Here is a 16,362-nt window from a genome sequence, read left to right as displayed (position 1 = left end):
TTCCATCAAGCGCCCGCCACAAATTGTTATTGGATGAACGTCCCATTGTCGGCGACTGTTGCAAAAAGCGCAGCTTCAGCGTGAGTCGCTCGGCCCGCAGATGTTTACGAGCCGTTAACGATTGACCTGCCCCGGCCGCCACGACAGGTCGTCGGACCAGAGGTAGATGGCGATCGCGGCGAGGCACATCACGAGGCCGATCCAGAAGATCGGGGAATGATGGATCGGCCGTCCGCCCCGCTTCGAATTCGATGGCTCCACCGTCGCCTCCCTTGAAAACTAGATCGTGGACAGCACCGAAAACCGCTCGCCTTGATGGCGCAGCCTGAGCTGATCTTCCTCGGCGGTTTCACTGATAACGCTGGCGACGCGTGACGACGGCGGACCGTGGCGGCACAGCGCGACCATTTCGGCGACGACCGAGGCCGGCCCCGCAAACAGCGCTTCGACGCTGCCGTCCCTGCGGTTCCGCACCCAGCCCTCGAGCCTGCTCTGGCGCGCCTGCTGCTCCAGCCAGGCGCGATAACCGACACCCTGCACCCGGCCGCGGATCGTCACCTGAATTATCGCGTGGCTCATTTCTTCAGTCCGAGGAGGTCGATGCTGCGCGCCTTGACGTCAGCGGCCCGCGTTACGCGCGCGGTCAGGTCGGCAGACGCAAGGCCCTTCAGATCCCTTGGCGGCGTGCCTTCACGTAATGCTTTAAGCGTTTCGTAGACGGCCTGGGTGGCTGCCGCGAACGGCGCGTGGCCCTGCAGCGCGATCTTTACCCGCTGGCCGATCAGGAATGCGGGATCATCGATCTCGCCCTGGGTGTTGCCGAGCACCAGCGGCAGCTTCGTCGCCGCTGCAATCGCCTGGACTTCTTCCCGGGTGGTGAGACCGGTGAAGAACAGCGCATCGACGCCAACAGCCTCGTAAGCCCTGGCGCGTTCGATGCACTCGGCAAAGCTCGACGCCTTCGGCCCGCCGCCGCGCGCGCCGGTGCGGCCGAAGATGACCAGCGAGGGATCGCTCCGGCCGGCGAGCGCGGCCTTCATCTTGCCGACGCCCTCCTCCAGCGGAATCAGTTGCGGTTCGGCAACGCCGAAGGCCTGCGGCAGCAGCGTGTCCTCGATGGTGAGGCCGGCGGCGCCCGCGCTCTCCAGCTCCTGCACCGTGCGGCGCACATTGAGCGCGTTGCCATAGCCGTGGTCGGCATCGACGATGACGGGCAATTCCGCCGCGCGCGACATCCGCCGCATCTGCTCGCACAGCTCCGTGAGCGTGATCAGCGTGATGTCGGGATCGCCGAGCACCGCAAGCGAGGCGACCGAGCCGCCGAACATGCCGAGCGGGAAGCCGAGATCCTGCGCGATGCGGATCGAGGCCGCGTCATAGACCGAGCCCGGGCGAACGCACGCGCTGCCCTTCAGAATCGCGCGCAGTTTCTCCCGGCGTTCACGGAAGGCCATGGTCTCACTCCATCCGCGTCATTGCGAGGAGCGAAGCGACGAAGCAATCCATCTTTCCCGATGCGGCGCCATGGATTGCTTCGCTTCGCTCGCAATGACGTCAGGCAAACTCCAGAATCAGCGCGTCGACGGCGAGCGTGGCGCCGGGTGCGGCGTGGATCTTCTTCACGGTGCCGTCGCGCTCGGCGCGCAGCACGTTCTGCATCTTCATGGCTTCGACCACGGCGAGCGTCTCGCCCGCCTTGACCTCCTGCCCCTCGTTGACGGCGATCGAGACCACCAGGCCCGGCATCGGGCAGAGCAGCTTCTTGCCGGTGTCGGCTGCGGTCACGACCGGCATCAGCCGCGCCGCGGTCGCCTCGCTCTCGGTGAAGACGTAGGCCGAGATCTCGAAGCCGCGGTGCGCCAGCCGGAAACCGTTCGGAATGAAGCGCACCTGCACGGCGGCGGGCAGCCCGTTGATGTTGCCCTGCCAGACGGCGTCGCCCGGCTTCCACTTCGATTCCAGGAGATGCGGACTGACCAACGCGCCATCGGCGCCGACGAACAGCACGGCAATACCCTCGCCTTCGCGCGCCACGTCGAGGCCGACCTCCTCGCGATCGAGCCAGACCGCGCGGCGGCGCTCGCGCTGCACGATACGGCCGTTCATCTGGCCGGAAATCTGCCGCTTGCGCTCGCCGAGCACATGATCGATGGCGGCGGCGACCGCGGCGAGCCGGCGCGCCACCTCGCCTTCCGGCGCATGCGCGGAAAACCCCTTGGGGAATTCTTCGGCGATGAAGCCGGTCGAAAGCCGGCCCTCGCGCCAGCGCGGATGGTGCATCAGCGCCGAGAGGAACGGAATGTTGTGGCGGATGCCGTCGACATAGAAGGCATCGAGCGCGTTAGACTGCGCCTCGATCGCCGCCGCACGCGACGGCGCATGGGTGACGAGCTTGGCGATCATCGGATCGTAGTGGATCGAGATCTCGCCGCCCTCCTGCACGCCGGTATCGTTGCGCACGGTGATGCCGTCATGGCTCATTTCCGCCGGCGGGCGGTACTTCACCAGCCGCCCGATCGAGGGCAGGAAGTTGCGGAACGGATCTTCGGCGTAGACGCGGGATTCCACCGCCCAGCCGGTCAGCGCGATGTCCTTTTGCGCCAGCGCGAGCTTCTCGCCGGCGGCGACGCGGATCATCCGCTCGACGAGGTCGACGCCGGTGACGAGCTCGGTGACGGGATGCTCGACCTGCAGGCGGGTGTTCATCTCCAGGAAATAGAAGCTCTTGTCCTGGCCGGCGACGAACTCCACCGTGCCGGCGGAGTCGTAGTTCACGGCTTTCGCCAGCGCGACCGCCTGCTCGCCCATCTTGCGCCGCGTGGTCTCGTCCAAGAGCGGCGACGGCGCCTCCTCGATGACCTTCTGGTTGCGGCGCTGGATCGAGCATTCGCGCTCGCCGAGATAGATCACATTGCCATGCTTGTCCCCCAGCACCTGGATCTCGATGTGGCGGGGATCGACGATGAATTTCTCGACGAAGACGCGGTCGTCGCCGAACGAGGACTTCGCTTCGGCTTTCGCAAGGTTGAAGCCTTCGGCAACCTCGCTCTTCGAATGCGCAATGCGCATGCCCTTGCCGCCGCCGCCGGCCGAGGCCTTGATCATCACGGGATAGCCGATCTCGTCGGCGATCTTCACCGCATGCTTGTCGTCCTCGATGACGCCGAGATAGCCGGGCACGGTCGAGACGTTGGCCTTGGCAGCCGCCTTCTTGGATTCGATCTTGTCGCCCATCGCGGCAATCGCGACCGGGTTGGGGCCGATGAAGACGACGCCGGCCTTCTGCAGCGCGCGCGGAAAGGCTTCGCGCTCGGACAGAAAGCCGTAGCCGGGATGCACCGCCTGCGCGCCGGTCTTCCGGCAAGCCTCGACGATCCTGTCGATGACGAGATAGCTTTCGGCCGCCGCGGGCGGCCCGATGAATACCGCTTCGTCCGCCATTTCGACATGCAGCGCGTCGCGGTCGGCCTCGGAATACACGGCGACCGTCTCGATCCCCATGCGGCGGGCGGTCTTGATGACCCGGCAGGCGATCTCGCCGCGGTTTGCGATCAGGATTTTCTTGAACATGTTCTTTGCGGGCTTGAGCTTTTTGGCGGGTTTCCTCGCCGCCTGTGGTACAGCAAAACCGAGCCGAGGCAACGGTATTAGTGGTGGTTATCGCTTGGGAATGGCCCCGACTAATGATGCCGCGAGTCTTGCCGACTGGTGCTCAGCCCGAATAGGTCTGGAATCTCCCCCGCGCATAGGCATGCGACACCGCCTTCATCAGCTCGGCGACCTCGTTCTCGAGGTAATTGTTGGCCACGATCAGCGCGCGGATGGTCGCGCGCGTGTCGCCGCCGCAGGCTGCAATGGCCTGATCGATTGCAGCCTCCAGCCCGGCTTCGCCGCGGTCGCAGGGCTGTGGATGGAGGGACATGAGGAGATCCGGCGCAAAGCGAGAGACGCATGTTCTCTTTTTGTTCCGTCTCCGTCAACCCGCCCTCAACGATTTTTCCCGTTCACCAAGAGATGGTAAAGCCCACCTCCGTAGTTCTCCGGAAGAGAACAAAGTTCCGCCATAACCCCCTGATGTCGCCAGCAAAGCCGGCATGAACGATTTCACCCAAGCGATCCTCTCTGCCTTTGCCCTGATCGCCCGGCTCGATCCGGAACTGATCGGCATCGTCTCGCTGTCGCTCCGCGTCAGCCTCACGGCAAGCCTGATTGCGCTGGCGATCGGCGCGCCGTTCGGCGCGTTTCTCGCGGTCAACCGGTTTCGCGGGCGGCAGGCGGTGATCGTGCTGACCAACGCCTTTCTCGGCCTGCCGCCGGTCGTGGCCGGGCTCGGCGTCTTCCTGCTGCTGTCGCGCTCCGGCCCGCTGGGCCCGGCGGGTCTGCTGTTCACGCCGACCGCGATGATCATCGCCCAGGCGGTGCTGGCGACGCCGATCGTGGTCGCGCTGGTGCATCGGCCGGCTTCGCTGTTGTGGGCGGAGTATTCCGATCTCGCCCGAATCGACGGCCTCTCCACGTTGCGCAGCATCGGACTGATCTTCTCGCTCGGGCACGGCTCGATCCTGACCGCCTTTCTCGCCGCCTTCGGCCGCGCCATCGCCGAGGTCGGCGCCATCATCATCGTCGGCGGCAACATCGCCGGCTTCACCCGCACCATGACGACGGCTATCGCACTGGAAACCAGCAAGGGCGATCTGGCGCTCGCGCTCGGCCTCGGCCTGATCCTGCTGTTGCTGAGCATCGCGGTGTCCACCGTTGCGCTGCTCGTCGTCGGACGGGTGACGGCGAAATAGCTGCCTGCCCGCCGCAATTACCTGTGCTAGAAAATCTTCTGTGAATGGAAATGGTGTTGCCATGCGGTTCCGGACGTCCCTCCCCGCCTTTGCCCTCATCTGCGTCCTGACCTCTCAGGCCCTTGCCGCTACCGCAACCGTGAAGGACGGCGCCACGCTGCAACTCGCCAACAGCACCTTCCGCCTCGACGGCATCGACGCGCCGGCGGTGGACCAGATGTGCATCGACGAACATGCCGACAGCTGGACCTGCGGCGTCGAGGCGCGCGACCAGCTGGCAAAGCTGGTGGCCGGCAAGCAGGTTCGCTGCGGCGATCTCGGACCGGATCCGGCCTACAAGAATCGGCGCGTCGGGCTTTGTATCGTCGAGGGCGATGCCGTCAGCCTCGGTCAGCTGATGGTTCAGAAGGGTCTTGCGCTCGCCGATGCGAAGGGAAAATTCAAGGCGGATGAGCTCGCCGCGAAGGACGACCGCCGCGGCCTCTGGAAGGGTTGCTTCACCGCGCCGGCCGATTTCCGGCTCTGGAAGAAGGACGCTGCCCTGGTCGGCGGCGCATGCCGCCCCGACCGCGACCAGCAGATCCGCAGCGTGCTGTTCTCGGCCGATCCCGTGATGCCGGCGGGCTGCCCCATCAAGGGCAAATACGCCGTGCGCGCCCGCGTCACCGGCAATGTCGGGATCTATCACCTGCAGGCCTGCCGCTCCTATCCGGGCCTCGACAATTCCGAGCGCTGGTTCTGTTCGGAGGAAGACGCCCGGGCCGCCGGTTTCCGCAGGGCCTACAATTGCGGCAGCAAGGCCAAATAGCTCAGGCGGCGGCCTCCGCCGCCTTTCGCGGGACCATCAAGGCGCGGACCTCTTGCGCCTGGAGCGGCGGGCTGAACAGATAGCCCTGCATCTGGTTGCAGCCCAGCGCGTGTACGGCCATGCGCTGCTCCTCGGTCTCGACGCCTTCGGCTGTGGTCACCATGTTGCGGTCGGCGGCGATCGAGACCACGGCCTTGATGATGGACGAGGAGCCGGTGCCGAGCTCGGTGACGAAGCTGCGGTCGATCTTGATCTTGTCGAACGGGAAGCGCTGCAGATAGCTCAGCGACGAGTAGCCGGTGCCGAAATCGTCGAGCGCGATGCGCACGCCGAGATCGCGCAGCTGGCCGAGCACGGCAAGCGCCGCATCGTCATCGGCGATCAGCACGGCTTCGGTAATCTCGAGCTCCAGCCGGCACGGGTCGAGCCCGGTCTCGGCAAGCGCGGCGGCGACCTTGAGCGACAAGGCCTGCGAGCGGAACTGGACCGGCGAGACGTTGACCGCAATACGCACGTGAGCGGGCCAGTTGACGGCTTCCGCACAGGCCGTGCGCAGCACCCAGTCGCCGAGCTCCTCGATCAGGCCGGTCTCTTCCGCGATCGGCACGAACTCCGCAGGCGAAACCATGCCGCGGCGCGGATGATTCCAGCGCAGCAGCGCTTCGCAGCCGGTCATCGCGTTGCTGTCGAGATCGACCAGCGGCTGATAGTGGATCTCGAAGCCGCCGTCGGCGATCGCGCTGCGCAGGTCGCTTTCCAGCGCGCGGCGCTGGTTGGCCTCCGTCTCCATCGACGGCTCGAAGAAACGGTGGGTGCGCCGGCCGGCGGCCTTGGCGGCATACATCGCCAGATCCGCGCTCTTGAGCAGGCCGTGCAGGTCGCTGCCATGCTGCGGCGCCAGCGCAATGCCGATCGAGGCGTCGGCCGAAAGGCTATGGCCCCGGCAGTCGAACGGCGTGCGCAAGGCGGCGTAGATCCGTGCGGCCAGCGCGTTGACGTCGACTTCCGAGGTAGCGCCGTGCTGCACGACAGCGAACTCGTCGCCGCCGAGCCGCGCCACGAAATCATCCGGCCCGATCGCATCCTGCAGCCGGATGGAAACGCCGCGCAGGAACTCGTCGCCGATGAGATGGCCGAGCGAGTCGTTGATGCGCTTGAACTCGTCGATATCGATATAGAGGATCGCGAAGCTGACTTCGGCGGTCTGCAACAGCAGGCCTTCCGCGTGGCGCTGGAACAGCGTGCGGTTCGGCAGGTTCGTGAGCGCATCGTAATGCGCGAGGTGCTCGATCCGCGCCTCGACGCGGCGGCGCTCGGTGATGTCTTCCAGCGTGGTGACCCAGCCGCCACCGGGCGAGCGCTTGTAGATCAGGCGGATCACGCGGCCATCGGGGACGCCAATCACCGTATCGTGCGCCCCGTCGCCCAAGGGGTCGAGGAATCTTTCGCAATAGGCATCGACGTCGCCGACGAACGAGCCTTTCTCCTTGCGGTGCAGGATCAGGTCGCGCAGGTGGCAGCCGGGCCTGACGACGTCGGGCGACAGCTCGAACATGTCGATGTATCGCTGGTTGCAGATCACGAGCCTGCCCTCGCCATTGAAGAGCAACAGCCCCTGCGTCATGTTGTTGATGGCGGCGTCGAGGTGCCTGCTCTTCTCCGACAGCAGGTTCTGGGCCGCGCGATGCTGGCGCCGCAGCTGCCGGACGATCAGGAAGATGGTGGCGATGACCACGATCACCGCGAGCGCCGCAGCGAAGAACTGCAGCCGGGTCTGCGCCCGCCAGTCGGCCAGCGCGGTTTCGGTCTTGGTCGCGGCGACGATCATGATCGGGAAATGGTGGAGCGAGCGGACTGCGCCGATCCGGTCGTCGTCGGTCATCCGGCTGACGAAGCGGCCGGAGATGTTGCCGCCGGCCGCCAGCGCCCGCTGGAACTGCGGCATGCTCGACACGTTCTTGCCGACGATGCTCCGGTCCTGCGGATAGCGCGCAATCACGGTGCCGTCGCGATGGATCATCGAGATCGTGGTGTCGGCTTCGAGCGCGAGCGATGCCACGAAATCCTCGAAGTGGGAGGGCTCGACGCCGCGGCTGGCGAGGCCGATGATGTTGCCCTGGCGGTCCGTGATCTTGCGGGCGAACACGGTGGTCCACACACGAGTCACCTTGCTGACCGCGGGCTCGACGATCACATCCGGCGTCGCCCGCCCCGAGGTGAATTCGCGGTAGTAGCGGCGATCCGCGATATTGACGTCCGGCACCGGCCACATTTCCGAGGAGTTGATCAACCAGCCGTCCTTGTTGAACACGTTCAGGGCGCCGACGTGCGGAAGCGCCGCAAGCCGCGTGCGCAGCATCTCGTGCGTGGAAAGCAGCGACATCTGCTTTTCGAAGGCTTCCGCAGTGTCGAATCCGCCGGCGCGGACATAGCCGATGATGTCCCGGTGGACGTGCTGCAGATCGGACAGCTGCTGATCGAAATGGCGCGACAGCAGCAGCGCGGTGTTGGTGAGGTCGCGCTCGGCGACCTTGATCGCGCGTTCGCGGTACTGCAACGCCACATGCGCGGTGCCGAGCGCGATCGCCAGCACCAGCGCGGCGCCGCACAGGACCAGCCACTGGATTGCGCCCATCCGGCCGCGGATCGGCGCCCAAACCAACGCCCAAGTTTTCGATAGCACCCGGCGCATTGAGGCGGCGCCGCCTGGCGAGCTACTCGACATTTCCATTGCCCCCACCGGGCTCCCTCTTACGGGAACACAACCAAAAAGGGCGTTAGGAAAACCAGTTATCGGAACGTTAAAGCGCGCCCGTCGGTACGGAGGTAACTTCAATCCGCGTCGGCGCCGGCCTGGATTCGACGGGTTCGACCAGCACCTGGACGACGCCGGCCTGGATCATGCCCAGCGCCCGCGCGGCGCTGGTGGAGACGTCGATGATGCGGCCGCGCACGAACGGGCCGCGGTCGTTGACCCGGCATTCGATCGACACCTTGCCGCGAGACACCCGGAGCCGTTTGCCGAACGGGTGGCTACGGTGGGCGCAGGTCATCTCGCCGCGCTTGCCGATCCCGGGATAGAAGGAGGCCAGGCCGGATTCGGCCTTGGCCAGCGCGCTGCCGGATAGCAGCAGAGCCACGCCCAACATTGCTCTTCGCATTGCGTTTGCACCGGTTGGCCCCGCCGGCAAACGCGGAACATCGATGCAGGTTTCAGCAGTGACGGTTCGCATGTCTGCCATTCCGGGCATCGCCATGCGGAACCATTTTCACAAGAAACATTTGCCCGGCGAGCGACACATTTCCGGCGCGTGTCGTCCTGCCCCCCAAGCGGCTTCACTTTTTGAGCCCCCGCGCTGGAACGACGGCCGCCGGCACCTGTTAGCGGCTGAAACAGCGAGCGAGGTTTGCTATGAAGGTCCATGACGCGATGACTCCCAACGTCCAGCTGTGCACGCCCGAGGACACCCTGCGCGATGCCGCCGAAGCGATGGCCGCGCTTAATTGCGGCCTGCTGCCGGTGACCGACAACAACCGTCTGGTGGGCATGATTTCCGACCGCGACATCGCCATCCGAGGCGTTGCGATGGGCCGCGGTCCCGACGCGCGCATCGGCGACGTGATGACGGCCGACGTCAAATACTGCTTCGAGGATCAGGACCTCGAGGAAGTCACCGAAAACATGGGCGACATCCAGGTCAGGCGCTTGCCGGTGCTCAATCGCGACAAGCAGCTCGTCGGCATCATCGCGCTCGGCGACATCGCGCGTGCACATAGCGGCGACGGCACCGCGGACGCGCTGAGCCGCATTTCCCGTCCGGGCGGACAGCATGCGCAAGCCTAGACCGTGATGAGATCAGGTTAAACTGGAGCGGCATCGCGAACTCACCTCTCCCGCTGGGGCCCCGCTGGGGAGAGGTGAACTGAGTCAGCCGGACGATCTATTCAACCAAACCCCATCACGATTTAGCAGCCCGCGAGATCGACCAGCGCAATCCCGAGGTCCGGCCGCTTCCTGCGCCGCAGCCTGGCCGGCGCTTCCGTCAGCACGACCTCCAGCGTCGGCCGCACGATGCCGGACGGGAAATGGCCGCCGCGGGTCGAGCCGTCGGACAATCCCAGTACGACGTGGACATGCAGGCTCGCCTTGCCGTCGTCGCCGATGGCGACATCGCCGATGGCGCTCAAGACCTCGCATTGCTCGTTGATCTCGATCTTCCGGTAGTTCCTGGAGACGAGATCGAACCAGCCGATCGTCGCCCGCTCGAACGCGCCGATCGCCGTCAACGAGGCCGCCGCGAGCTTTTCCTCGTTGGCGAATTTGGTCAGCGCGGCAAAGGCCCCCCCCCCGGAATCGAGAATGATGACGTGGACGTGGGCCGGGCTGGTGGTGACGAGCCTGCTCTGCATCGGACCGGCTCCCTAGGCGGCGCGCCGCGGGGCATGGCGGCCCGGCGCGAATCCAATCCATGTGCCGGTTGTCTTCATGAGAACAATTCCTTGCAATGCACCATTGTTGACAATCAACGGCAGGGCGCATCGTTCCCACACCCTGGACCGATGTGCTGAGTGCAAGGAGAAAATCATTCTGCTGGCAGTCGCGGCAATTGAGGCGCATGCTTGTCCCATCACCGGCACAATATCGGTGACAGAGAGACTGATCGAGCTCCCGCCACTTTCACGACGGTAGAGGAGCATGCCATGCAGCGACGACGTTTCGAGCAAGCAACCTCGACGGAGGAGCGCCTGGTGCAGGAAGCAGAGCACGCGAAAGCCGAGGCCGAGACATTGCCTCCCGGCGCGGAGCGCGACCTCCTCCTGAAGAAAGCGCGGCAGACCAAGACCGCGGCGCACATCGACAAATGGGTCGATTCCCCGGGGCTGCGCCCTCCGAAGTAGAATGACCGGAAAACGGCCCCGGCGCGGCGTGCCGGGGGCCGTCATTCCAGATGGCTTCCGGCCCAGGGGGCTGAGACGGGCCGGCTGCACGCAAGTCAGATTCGGCGCCGGGCTTTTGGTTCCTGTTCTTCTGGCGTTCCGACCGGGCACGCTCAGTGCGTACCGGATTCATGCCACTTTTCGAGGTCGTGCTTCTTCTCGCCTGGCCGCTGCTCTTTCTCGGGATTTCCCTTCCATGGCTCCTTTGTCTGGGCGTGCGAGCCCCAGTCGGAAGCCTCGCCCGGATCGGGAGTGACCGGCTTCTTCCTGCTCATGCGAAATCTCCTCCACAGGGCCAGCATCCGCCGCCGCAGCCGTTCCGCCGATTTGAACGCGACGTGCAGCCGCATCACGGGCCTCCGGCCATCGAGCCCGCCACCACCATGGCCAATGCGTCGAGATCGATCTTGCCATGGATGACGAACTCCGGGGAACTTTCGACCTGCAGCGCTTGCGGCCGATTGGCGGCCTGCCGCTCCAGCTCCGCAACGATCGCTTCTTTCAGATTCTCTTCCAGCATCTCCGCCTCCTCCAACGCGATCATCCGGTTCAACTTGCAGGGCCGTCGCGGGTTCCTCATCGCAGCGGGAACGCCGAGTAAAGGCTGACGGTTATCAGGATTAAGATTGAAGGAAGGGAGGTTGCGATGAGCGATGCCAGGGATATCCAGCACGGCGTCAACGACCCCGTCGGCGGCGTCGACGTCAAGCGCAGGTTTTTCGAGGTGCAGACCCCGCATGAGCGGGCCCAGTTCGCCGCCGACGTCCGGCGCGATGCCCTGCCCGATCCGGACGAATACTTCCTGCCGGAGCGGCTGCGGCGCGCGCCGACGTCTCCGCTGAACTGCCGGACCGGCCGCCGGCCGACCGGCTAGCCCCGTTGCTTTCGCGAACAAGAGCAATCGTCATGAGCAAGATCAGAGAGAAGGCCCAGGGATTCACCAAGCAGTTCGTCGGCGAGATGATCGGCGACGGCTTGCTGGTCCAGGAGGGCAAGGAACAGGAGCGCAAGGCGGAGGAAATGGAATCGCCGGATTCCTCGCCCCGGCGCGAGCGCCCATCGAAGCGCCAACACTCCTGAATGTCAGTGCGACGGATCCGCCTTGGCCTCGTTGCGAGCGGGAACGCTGACGTGCACCTCATGGCCTTGCCGCATGGCCAGCGATGCAGCGGCAATCGCCGCCTCGAACGCGGCTTCCTTCGTCGCATATTCGCCGTTGACGTCGCCGTCGTGCAGCACGCCCCACTGATCGCGCACCGGGATGATCGCGTATTGAGCCAGGCCCATCTTTCTCAACTCCCCGTTGGGCTGTGACAATCCCAACCGGCGCGATGCGAAAGGGTTCCCGTTGGCCCGGCCGGCTGGGGAACGTGGAAAAAGCCCCGGCCGTGGCCGGCCAGGGCAAGTTATCGGGAGGATCACCTGAACGGTGACGCGGGGCCAACGTCCGGGCCACGGTGCCGTTCCCGGAGCACGATCCGGAAGAGCGTGAAGCGGCTTTCCTCGACCCGAGGGATTGTGCTCAAACAGCAACCCAAACCGCGATGACGATTGACCCCAATCGCATCGCGCTTTGCCCGATCGCGGCCGCTTCAGGTCATCGGTCCCGGCATGAAGCAGATGATGGTGAGCCCAAATGAGCCGCGGACCGGCCACACCATCGTCTTGCCGGCGCGGTTGGGCTCGGTGACGACGGCGTCCTCGGGCACGTCGTGCCAGGCGCCCTCCAGCCACACGCGGTAACGACCGTTCTTCGATTCCCAATCGACGTCGGACACCGCCCTGCCGTCGGCATCCGAACAGCACAGGCCGCGCTTGCTGGCCAGTCCTTCGAACCACTGCTTCAGCGGAGAATTGGCATAGCGTCCGTCGAGATCGCGCGCCGATGCATCAAGAGCGAAGACGAGAACCACCAGCAGAGCCAATAGCGCGCGCATCTCAACCACCTCGAGCATGAATCCGATCGCGGCGACCCGCCGGCGCCGCACCGCATTTCGTGGGCTCCGCAACGTTGCGGACTTCGAGGTAGCAATCGCGACGGCCGCCGAGAGTTCCTAAGCCTGGCGCCCGCTGCACCGCATCGTTCAGGAGCGCGGAGCAATCTGCAATTCGATCAATGCGATTCGTTCGAGCACGGCCGAGTCACGTTCGCCGGATTTCGCGGTGCGAAGAATGGATTCCGCCAGCAGATTCACATGCGCCGAACTCAAGGGCTCCGGCAGCGCGGCGGTAGCCCTGCTCAGCGCCGCCGCCATGGCCTCGATCACTTCCGGCTCGAATGCGGCATCCGCAAAGTTCTTCATCAGAGCCTCCCCTGGTCAAAGGGGGCCTCTCGCCGGCGACACGCAAGACGGGCCGACCACTAATCAAGCAGAAGGCAGGCTTGTTGTTCCTGCGTTGGCGAATGCGTGCGGCAAGGTGAAGGCCGAGCTGCCGACGGCGCTCGACGCTTCGCATCAGAGCAAGCTAGACAAGCTGAAGGACACCAGCGGCAACGACTTCAGCTCCAGCTTCAACTCGATGCAGGTCAGCGCCCACAAGGACGCGGTCGACCTGTTCGAGCGCTACGTCGGCGGCGGCGACAATACCGACCTGAAAGATTGGGCCGACAAGACGTTGCCCGCGCTCAGGCATCACCTCGAGATGGCGCAGAGCCTCGGCAAGAAGTCGGCGCCCACGGTCGGCGAAGCAGGAAGTAACACGGACGAAGGGGCCGCGCGCGACGCGGCCCCGATTCCTCAAGGCGGCGGCAACAGCCGCGGCGGCTCGTCATAGCCCTTCCTGTGGCTGTAGAACAGCAGCGCCATCAATCCGACGCCTACGATCAGCGACAGCAGCGAACCGAGGATCAGCGCGGTAAAGAACTCCGGCGACATCGGCCGCCCGGGCTCGCTCAGTCCGAAGTATGCGAACGCAACGGCGCCGGCGAGCAGAAGGGCGAGCACGGCCAGGGTGACGATCCTTCCCGCACGCATGATGTCTCTCCGCTAACTGTCGTCCTCGCTCTTGCTGGTCCGCTGTGCCCGTTCCTTGTCAGCCGGCTGTTCTTGCCCGCGCTCGTCGAGCACGATGCCTTGACTGCCGGCTTCACCCGGCTTCGGCCTATCGGCGTCGCGGCGCCGTTGCGGCTGCCGCTCTTTGCGCTTTTCGGCGCGCTTTTCGGCCACCATTCTCTTTCCCCGTCCTTTTTCCGCGTCGTTATCGGGAAACGACCCCTCTGCCGCGGGAAGGTTCCTGCAATCAGGCAAAAAATGAAACCGCCGGCGGGAGGAACGCCGGTTCGGTCACCTCGTTTGATGAACGACCAATACAAGGACGACAGCCCATGACGGCCCGGCGCTACCGGTCAGGCCGCAGGTTGCCGACGCGCACACGGGAACTGGCGCTTCGCCGCTCACGGGCGCTCGACGACTCCAGCCCTGACGAACTGGACGAGTGGATGGTGGGATGCCCGGCGGCGGACCCGCTCCAAACCACGCGTTAGGACTTCTGCTTCTTCTTCGGTACCCGGGCGCCGCTCCGGCGCGCCTCGGACAGGCCGATGGCAATCGCCTGCTTGCGGCTCTTGACCTTCTTGCCGGAGCGGCCGCTGCGCAGCGTGCCGGACTTCCGCTTCTTCATGGCGCGCTTCACCTTCTTGGCGGCGCCCCTGGAGTATTTCCGCTTCTTCGCCTTCTTGGCCATTTGCATCTCCGTGCTGTGCCGCAGCGGTTGGTGCCCGCACACGGTTGGAACTCGGCCTGCGGCCAAAGGTTCACGCTGCGGGGCAGATCGGAGCGTCGGGCTTCAGGCCGTCGGCACGCCATGATAGTCGTTGACCGCACGGGCCCGCGCGGCTTCGACGCGCGGTTCAATGGTGGACGACGTCGAGCGGTAACCGACAGACCTCGTCGCCCTCCTCGTTGGTAACGAGAACGGCGTAGTGGCGGTTCTTCAGATCCGGCAGCCGCTTGAGCAAGCTCCGCGCGATCATGTCGGCGGAGTTCATCGCCTCGATGTCGTCGGCGAGATCGGCGCCGCCGGCATCGACGACGGCCTTCCAGTTCACGAGATCGAAATGATAGAGGGGCATGGCAACCTCAGCCTCGCAGCACGCGGGATAAACCCAACCGAGTGCTTTTGGTTCCCGGCACGGTCGCCCGCCATGGCCGGACATCTCATGATGAGGGCACACGATCCTTCGAAGAGGCCGCGTGCCGTTCGAGGAAGTCCCTGAGATGTTCGGGCGCGGCCACGCCTTCGATGTCGCAGCGCGTCTGTATCTCGCTTGCGACGTCGGACGATAGATCCTTCGACCAGTGCTCGAGCGTGTTGAAGGCCAGGACACGCACGGGATCGCGGAATCGGCCGGCGATGAATTCCTCGACCACCGTCTCGAAATCCTCGACCTCGACCTGGCTCTCCTGCCCGTCATGTCCGGGCGACGCGATGGCATCCACGACGACATAGATCGTCTGGTCTGCGCCGTAGGGCACGACATCCGGTGACTCGACGGCCGGTGACATGGGAAACTCCCTCGCAACCGACCAACAGGTGCATCGCCATCCGGTTCCAATCGCGCCGAACCGACTTTCGTATCAGCCGGCGCCGTCCCGATCAGCCGACAAACCGCTGCCCGACGAACCGCATGAATGGCCGGACGCCGCCCGCTCCAAACAAGACCACCGTGTAAGGCTGGGGCTCCCCGCCGCCTTCCATTCCCGGCGATCCGGCCGGCATGCCCGGTACGGAAAGACCCTTCGCATCCGGCCGCTCGGCCAGCAACCGCCGCACCGCCACCGCCGGCACGTGTCCTTCGATCAGATAGCCGTTCACCTCGGCCGTGTGACAGGCGGCGAGGGCCGGCGGAACGCCGAGCCCTGTCCGCACCGACTCGAGATCGGAGGTCTCCTCGACTTGCACGACAAATCCGGCTTTGCGGAGATGGCGCACCCAACCCAAACAGCAGCCGCAGTTCGGGTCCCGGTGGACCGTGACGACGCCGGTCTCGGCGTTGGCCCGTATGGGAAGCGCAGCCAAGGTAACCATGCCGATCAGCAGGGCCCGGCGCGTCGCCCGATATCCATTCTGTTCCATATCCTACTCCCCTTCTCACTTCATGGTGACGCGGCCGGCCGATTCAGCACCGTCCCTCGATCGCCTTGCTGATCTCCGCCGGCGCGGCAAAGATCACATCGGCGCGGTCGCCCATCATGCCTGCGGACACCAGGGCCGGCGCGCCGCTTCGGGGACCGTCTTTGCTGGAATCCGTCTTCAGGCGCAGATTGCGTTCCCAGAAGGCGCGGGTCTTGCCGTCCGATGTGGTGACGCGATAGGTGTCACGGCAATGCGTGATCGCCTGCACCTGCATGCTCGGCTCCACAGCCTTCAGATCGGGAACGCGTCCACCGCCACCCATCATTCCGCCCATCGGGCCCCCCGCCGTTTGCGGCGGCTGAGCTCCGGGCTTCGTGGCTTCCTTCAGGTACGCGAGCAAACCTGCGCGAACACGGTCATCCTTGATGCCGTTGAACGGCATCTCGTTGTCAGGCACCATGCGATCCGGATCGGTCATCCAGGCGTCGAGCGAGCGATCGTCCCAGATGATTCCGGAGGCCTTCAGCGCCTCCGAGAAGCGGTCGAAACTCGGCAAGCGGCCGGCCGTTCGCCCCCAGAGGCCCGCAAGACTGGGCCCCGACATGTTGCGATCGGGTTCGAGCGAGTGGCACGGCGCGCAGGCCCGGAAATCGCGTTCTCCGCGAGCAAGATCGCCGGTTTGCGCCAGCGCCGGCGTCGAAAGCACTGCCGCAGCTATCACCATCCTCGCGCTGTTCTTCATCGCGG

27 protein-coding genes are annotated in these 16,362 nt (G+C 65.3%); 7 read left to right on the top strand and 20 right to left on the bottom strand.

Going from position 1 to position 16,362, the window contains the following annotated elements:
• Positions 1 to 114: 114 nt before the first annotated feature.
• From ACT4OC_RS15550 to ACT4OC_RS15530, 5 genes are all read right to left on the bottom strand, one after another.
• Positions 115 to 261, bottom strand: a complete 147-nt coding sequence (locus ACT4OC_RS15550; RefSeq protein WP_444839892.1) for a hypothetical protein — start codon at positions 259 to 261, stop codon at positions 115 to 117.
• A gap of 18 nt (positions 262 to 279) precedes the next feature.
• The gene (locus ACT4OC_RS15545; protein WP_444839891.1) at positions 280 to 579 is read right to left on the bottom strand and encodes an acylphosphatase; all 300 of its coding nucleotides are present in this window, start codon (positions 577 to 579) and stop codon (positions 280 to 282) included.
• Entirely contained in the window at positions 576 to 1,454 is an 879-nt protein-coding gene (locus tag ACT4OC_RS15540; RefSeq protein ID WP_444839890.1) for an isocitrate lyase/PEP mutase family protein, read from the bottom strand. Before ACT4OC_RS15540 ends, ACT4OC_RS15545 begins: the two co-directional genes overlap by 4 nt.
• Positions 1,455 to 1,554: 100 nt before the next feature.
• Positions 1,555 to 3,570, bottom strand: a complete 2,016-nt coding sequence (locus tag ACT4OC_RS15535) for an acetyl-CoA carboxylase biotin carboxylase subunit (RefSeq protein WP_444839889.1) — start codon at positions 3,568 to 3,570, stop codon at positions 1,555 to 1,557.
• A gap of 142 nt (positions 3,571 to 3,712) precedes the next feature.
• The gene (locus ACT4OC_RS15530; RefSeq protein ID WP_444839888.1) at positions 3,713 to 3,922 is read right to left on the bottom strand and encodes a hypothetical protein; all 210 of its coding nucleotides are present in this window, start codon (positions 3,920 to 3,922) and stop codon (positions 3,713 to 3,715) included.
• A 172-nt stretch (positions 3,923 to 4,094) separates the two neighbouring features.
• Here ACT4OC_RS15530 and ACT4OC_RS15525 point away from each other — a divergent pair, with 172 nt between their 5' ends.
• Positions 4,095 to 4,793 carry an ABC transporter permease gene (locus tag ACT4OC_RS15525; RefSeq protein WP_444839887.1) on the top strand — a complete coding sequence of 233 codons (699 nt, stop codon included), beginning with the start codon at positions 4,095 to 4,097 and terminating at the stop codon, positions 4,791 to 4,793.
• 61 nt (positions 4,794 to 4,854) lie between these two features.
• The gene (locus ACT4OC_RS15520; RefSeq protein WP_444839886.1) at positions 4,855 to 5,601 is read left to right on the top strand and encodes a thermonuclease family protein; all 747 of its coding nucleotides are present in this window, start codon (positions 4,855 to 4,857) and stop codon (positions 5,599 to 5,601) included.
• A gap of 1 nt (position 5,602) precedes the next feature.
• On the opposite strand, the gene ACT4OC_RS15515 is transcribed toward ACT4OC_RS15520, so the two are convergent.
• Both ACT4OC_RS15515 and ACT4OC_RS15510 read right to left on the bottom strand, forming a co-directional pair.
• Positions 5,603 to 8,236, bottom strand: a complete 2,634-nt coding sequence (locus ACT4OC_RS15515; protein WP_444839885.1) for a bifunctional diguanylate cyclase/phosphodiesterase — start codon at positions 8,234 to 8,236, stop codon at positions 5,603 to 5,605.
• A gap of 166 nt (positions 8,237 to 8,402) precedes the next feature.
• Positions 8,403 to 8,762 carry a septal ring lytic transglycosylase RlpA family protein gene (locus tag ACT4OC_RS15510; RefSeq protein ID WP_444839884.1) on the bottom strand — a complete coding sequence of 120 codons (360 nt, stop codon included), beginning with the start codon at positions 8,760 to 8,762 and terminating at the stop codon, positions 8,403 to 8,405.
• 251 nt (positions 8,763 to 9,013) lie between these two features.
• Here ACT4OC_RS15510 and ACT4OC_RS15505 point away from each other — a divergent pair, with 251 nt between their 5' ends.
• Positions 9,014 to 9,445, top strand: coding sequence for a CBS domain-containing protein (locus ACT4OC_RS15505; RefSeq protein WP_444839883.1), 432 nt, complete (start codon positions 9,014 to 9,016; stop codon positions 9,443 to 9,445).
• A 122-nt stretch (positions 9,446 to 9,567) separates the two neighbouring features.
• On the opposite strand, the gene ACT4OC_RS15500 is transcribed toward ACT4OC_RS15505, so the two are convergent.
• Positions 9,568 to 10,011, bottom strand: coding sequence for a PPC domain-containing DNA-binding protein (locus tag ACT4OC_RS15500; RefSeq protein WP_444839882.1), 444 nt, complete (start codon positions 10,009 to 10,011; stop codon positions 9,568 to 9,570).
• A 291-nt stretch (positions 10,012 to 10,302) separates the two neighbouring features.
• On the opposite strand from ACT4OC_RS15500, the gene ACT4OC_RS15495 reads away from it, so the two are divergent.
• On the top strand, positions 10,303 to 10,500 hold the full coding sequence (locus ACT4OC_RS15495; protein WP_444839881.1) for a hypothetical protein: 198 nt from the start codon (positions 10,303 to 10,305) through the stop codon (positions 10,498 to 10,500).
• Between the two features lie 152 nt (positions 10,501 to 10,652).
• Here ACT4OC_RS15495 and ACT4OC_RS15490 read toward each other — a convergent pair whose 3' ends face one another.
• Both ACT4OC_RS15490 and ACT4OC_RS15485 read right to left on the bottom strand, forming a co-directional pair.
• Complete coding sequence (locus ACT4OC_RS15490; RefSeq protein ID WP_444839880.1) at positions 10,653 to 10,814, bottom strand: hypothetical protein; 162 nt, start codon at positions 10,812 to 10,814, stop codon at positions 10,653 to 10,655.
• A gap of 74 nt (positions 10,815 to 10,888) precedes the next feature.
• Complete coding sequence (locus ACT4OC_RS15485; protein WP_444839879.1) at positions 10,889 to 11,059, bottom strand: hypothetical protein; 171 nt, start codon at positions 11,057 to 11,059, stop codon at positions 10,889 to 10,891.
• A gap of 126 nt (positions 11,060 to 11,185) precedes the next feature.
• Between ACT4OC_RS15485 and ACT4OC_RS15480 the strand changes: the two genes are divergently transcribed.
• Together ACT4OC_RS15480 and ACT4OC_RS15475 are read left to right on the top strand one after the other, a co-directional pair.
• A complete protein-coding gene (locus ACT4OC_RS15480) occupies positions 11,186 to 11,413 on the top strand; it encodes a hypothetical protein (protein ID WP_444839878.1) in 228 nt (75 codons plus the stop codon).
• 32 nt (positions 11,414 to 11,445) lie between these two features.
• Positions 11,446 to 11,619 (top strand): hypothetical protein, encoded by a 174-nt coding sequence (locus ACT4OC_RS15475; RefSeq protein WP_444839877.1) that lies wholly within the window; start codon positions 11,446 to 11,448, stop codon positions 11,617 to 11,619.
• Positions 11,620 to 11,622: 3 nt separating this feature from the next.
• On the opposite strand, the gene ACT4OC_RS15470 is transcribed toward ACT4OC_RS15475, so the two are convergent.
• The 3 genes from ACT4OC_RS15470 to ACT4OC_RS15460 all read right to left on the bottom strand — a co-directional run bounded on the left by ACT4OC_RS15470 (position 11,623) and on the right by ACT4OC_RS15460 (position 12,842).
• Positions 11,623 to 11,826 carry a hypothetical protein gene (locus ACT4OC_RS15470; protein ID WP_444839876.1) on the bottom strand — a complete coding sequence of 68 codons (204 nt, stop codon included), beginning with the start codon at positions 11,824 to 11,826 and terminating at the stop codon, positions 11,623 to 11,625.
• 305 nt (positions 11,827 to 12,131) lie between these two features.
• A complete protein-coding gene (locus ACT4OC_RS15465) occupies positions 12,132 to 12,476 on the bottom strand; it encodes a hypothetical protein (protein ID WP_444839927.1) in 345 nt (114 codons plus the stop codon).
• A 147-nt stretch (positions 12,477 to 12,623) separates the two neighbouring features.
• Positions 12,624 to 12,842 (bottom strand): hypothetical protein, encoded by a 219-nt coding sequence (locus ACT4OC_RS15460; protein ID WP_444839875.1) that lies wholly within the window; start codon positions 12,840 to 12,842, stop codon positions 12,624 to 12,626.
• Here ACT4OC_RS15460 and ACT4OC_RS15455 point away from each other — a divergent pair.
• Positions 12,793 to 13,314, top strand: a complete 522-nt coding sequence (locus ACT4OC_RS15455) for a DUF4142 domain-containing protein (protein WP_444839874.1) — start codon at positions 12,793 to 12,795, stop codon at positions 13,312 to 13,314. The two genes, ACT4OC_RS15460 and ACT4OC_RS15455, sit on opposite strands and share 50 nt — an antisense overlap.
• Here the strand turns inward: ACT4OC_RS15455 and ACT4OC_RS15450 are convergent.
• From ACT4OC_RS15450 to ACT4OC_RS15420, 7 genes are all read right to left on the bottom strand, one after another.
• A complete protein-coding gene (locus ACT4OC_RS15450; protein WP_444839873.1) occupies positions 13,278 to 13,514 on the bottom strand; it encodes a hypothetical protein in 237 nt (78 codons plus the stop codon). The genes ACT4OC_RS15455 and ACT4OC_RS15450 overlap by 37 nt on opposite strands.
• Positions 13,515 to 13,526: 12 nt before the next feature.
• Positions 13,527 to 13,709, bottom strand: coding sequence for a hypothetical protein (locus ACT4OC_RS15445; RefSeq protein WP_444839872.1), 183 nt, complete (start codon positions 13,707 to 13,709; stop codon positions 13,527 to 13,529).
• Positions 13,710 to 14,019: 310 nt separating this feature from the next.
• Positions 14,020 to 14,223 (bottom strand): DUF6496 domain-containing protein, encoded by a 204-nt coding sequence (locus ACT4OC_RS15440; protein WP_444839871.1) that lies wholly within the window; start codon positions 14,221 to 14,223, stop codon positions 14,020 to 14,022.
• A gap of 166 nt (positions 14,224 to 14,389) precedes the next feature.
• Positions 14,390 to 14,611: a DUF6894 family protein gene (locus tag ACT4OC_RS15435; protein ID WP_444839870.1), complete on the bottom strand. Its 222-nt coding sequence runs from the start codon at positions 14,609 to 14,611 to the stop codon at positions 14,390 to 14,392.
• Between the two features lie 85 nt (positions 14,612 to 14,696).
• Positions 14,697 to 15,044 (bottom strand): hypothetical protein, encoded by a 348-nt coding sequence (locus ACT4OC_RS15430; RefSeq protein ID WP_444839869.1) that lies wholly within the window; start codon positions 15,042 to 15,044, stop codon positions 14,697 to 14,699.
• A gap of 91 nt (positions 15,045 to 15,135) precedes the next feature.
• Positions 15,136 to 15,615: a DUF411 domain-containing protein gene (locus tag ACT4OC_RS15425; RefSeq protein ID WP_444839868.1), complete on the bottom strand. Its 480-nt coding sequence runs from the start codon at positions 15,613 to 15,615 to the stop codon at positions 15,136 to 15,138.
• 43 nt (positions 15,616 to 15,658) lie between these two features.
• On the bottom strand, positions 15,659 to 16,357 hold the full coding sequence (locus ACT4OC_RS15420; RefSeq protein WP_444839867.1) for a c-type cytochrome: 699 nt from the start codon (positions 16,355 to 16,357) through the stop codon (positions 15,659 to 15,661).
• Positions 16,358 to 16,362 lie beyond the last annotated feature (5 nt).

This window comes from Bradyrhizobium sp., assembly GCF_052389815.1.
Lineage (GTDB): Bacteria > Pseudomonadota > Alphaproteobacteria > Rhizobiales > Xanthobacteraceae > Bradyrhizobium.
Note: the sequence above shows the minus strand (reverse complement) of the source record. Positions and strands in the feature narration are given on the sequence as shown.

Bases quoted from the DNA above. Each gene is read 5' to 3' on its own strand.
- ACT4OC_RS15430 (WP_444839869.1), bottom strand. From the start codon at position 15,044: ATGTCACCGGCCGTCGAGTCACCGGATGTCGTGCCCTACGGCGCAGAC.
- ACT4OC_RS15475 (WP_444839877.1), top strand. From the start codon at position 11,446: ATGAGCAAGATCAGAGAGAAGGCCCAGGGATTCACCAAGCAGTTCGTC.
- ACT4OC_RS15425 (WP_444839868.1), bottom strand. From the start codon at position 15,615: ATGGAACAGAATGGATATCGGGCGACGCGCCGGGCCCTGCTGATCGGC.
- ACT4OC_RS15490 (WP_444839880.1), bottom strand. From the start codon at position 10,814: ATGAGCAGGAAGAAGCCGGTCACTCCCGATCCGGGCGAGGCTTCCGAC.
- ACT4OC_RS15465 (WP_444839927.1), bottom strand. From the start codon at position 12,476: ATGCGCGCGCTATTGGCTCTGCTGGTGGTTCTCGTCTTCGCTCTTGAT.
- ACT4OC_RS15515 (WP_444839885.1), bottom strand. From the start codon at position 8,236: ATGGGCGCAATCCAGTGGCTGGTCCTGTGCGGCGCCGCGCTGGTGCTG.
- ACT4OC_RS15525 (WP_444839887.1), top strand. From the start codon at position 4,095: ATGAACGATTTCACCCAAGCGATCCTCTCTGCCTTTGCCCTGATCGCC.
- ACT4OC_RS15420 (WP_444839867.1), bottom strand. From the start codon at position 16,357: ATGAAGAACAGCGCGAGGATGGTGATAGCTGCGGCAGTGCTTTCGACG.
- ACT4OC_RS15545 (WP_444839891.1), bottom strand. From the start codon at position 579: ATGAGCCACGCGATAATTCAGGTGACGATCCGCGGCCGGGTGCAGGGT.
- ACT4OC_RS15480 (WP_444839878.1), top strand. From the start codon at position 11,186: ATGAGCGATGCCAGGGATATCCAGCACGGCGTCAACGACCCCGTCGGC.
- ACT4OC_RS15470 (WP_444839876.1), bottom strand. From the start codon at position 11,826: ATGGGCCTGGCTCAATACGCGATCATCCCGGTGCGCGATCAGTGGGGC.
- ACT4OC_RS15530 (WP_444839888.1), bottom strand. From the start codon at position 3,922: ATGTCCCTCCATCCACAGCCCTGCGACCGCGGCGAAGCCGGGCTGGAG.
- ACT4OC_RS15520 (WP_444839886.1), top strand. From the start codon at position 4,855: ATGCGGTTCCGGACGTCCCTCCCCGCCTTTGCCCTCATCTGCGTCCTG.
- ACT4OC_RS15535 (WP_444839889.1), bottom strand. From the start codon at position 3,570: ATGTTCAAGAAAATCCTGATCGCAAACCGCGGCGAGATCGCCTGCCGG.
- ACT4OC_RS15510 (WP_444839884.1), bottom strand. From the start codon at position 8,762: ATGCGAAGAGCAATGTTGGGCGTGGCTCTGCTGCTATCCGGCAGCGCG.
- ACT4OC_RS15440 (WP_444839871.1), bottom strand. From the start codon at position 14,223: ATGGCCAAGAAGGCGAAGAAGCGGAAATACTCCAGGGGCGCCGCCAAG.
- ACT4OC_RS15500 (WP_444839882.1), bottom strand. From the start codon at position 10,011: ATGCAGAGCAGGCTCGTCACCACCAGCCCGGCCCACGTCCACGTCATC.
- ACT4OC_RS15485 (WP_444839879.1), bottom strand. From the start codon at position 11,059: ATGCTGGAAGAGAATCTGAAAGAAGCGATCGTTGCGGAGCTGGAGCGG.
- ACT4OC_RS15505 (WP_444839883.1), top strand. From the start codon at position 9,014: ATGAAGGTCCATGACGCGATGACTCCCAACGTCCAGCTGTGCACGCCC.
- ACT4OC_RS15455 (WP_444839874.1), top strand. From the start codon at position 12,793: ATGGCCTCGATCACTTCCGGCTCGAATGCGGCATCCGCAAAGTTCTTC.
- ACT4OC_RS15540 (WP_444839890.1), bottom strand. From the start codon at position 1,454: ATGGCCTTCCGTGAACGCCGGGAGAAACTGCGCGCGATTCTGAAGGGC.
- ACT4OC_RS15435 (WP_444839870.1), bottom strand. From the start codon at position 14,611: ATGCCCCTCTATCATTTCGATCTCGTGAACTGGAAGGCCGTCGTCGAT.
- ACT4OC_RS15460 (WP_444839875.1), bottom strand. From the start codon at position 12,842: ATGAAGAACTTTGCGGATGCCGCATTCGAGCCGGAAGTGATCGAGGCC.
- ACT4OC_RS15495 (WP_444839881.1), top strand. From the start codon at position 10,303: ATGCAGCGACGACGTTTCGAGCAAGCAACCTCGACGGAGGAGCGCCTG.
- ACT4OC_RS15445 (WP_444839872.1), bottom strand. From the start codon at position 13,709: ATGGTGGCCGAAAAGCGCGCCGAAAAGCGCAAAGAGCGGCAGCCGCAA.
- ACT4OC_RS15450 (WP_444839873.1), bottom strand. From the start codon at position 13,514: ATGCGTGCGGGAAGGATCGTCACCCTGGCCGTGCTCGCCCTTCTGCTC.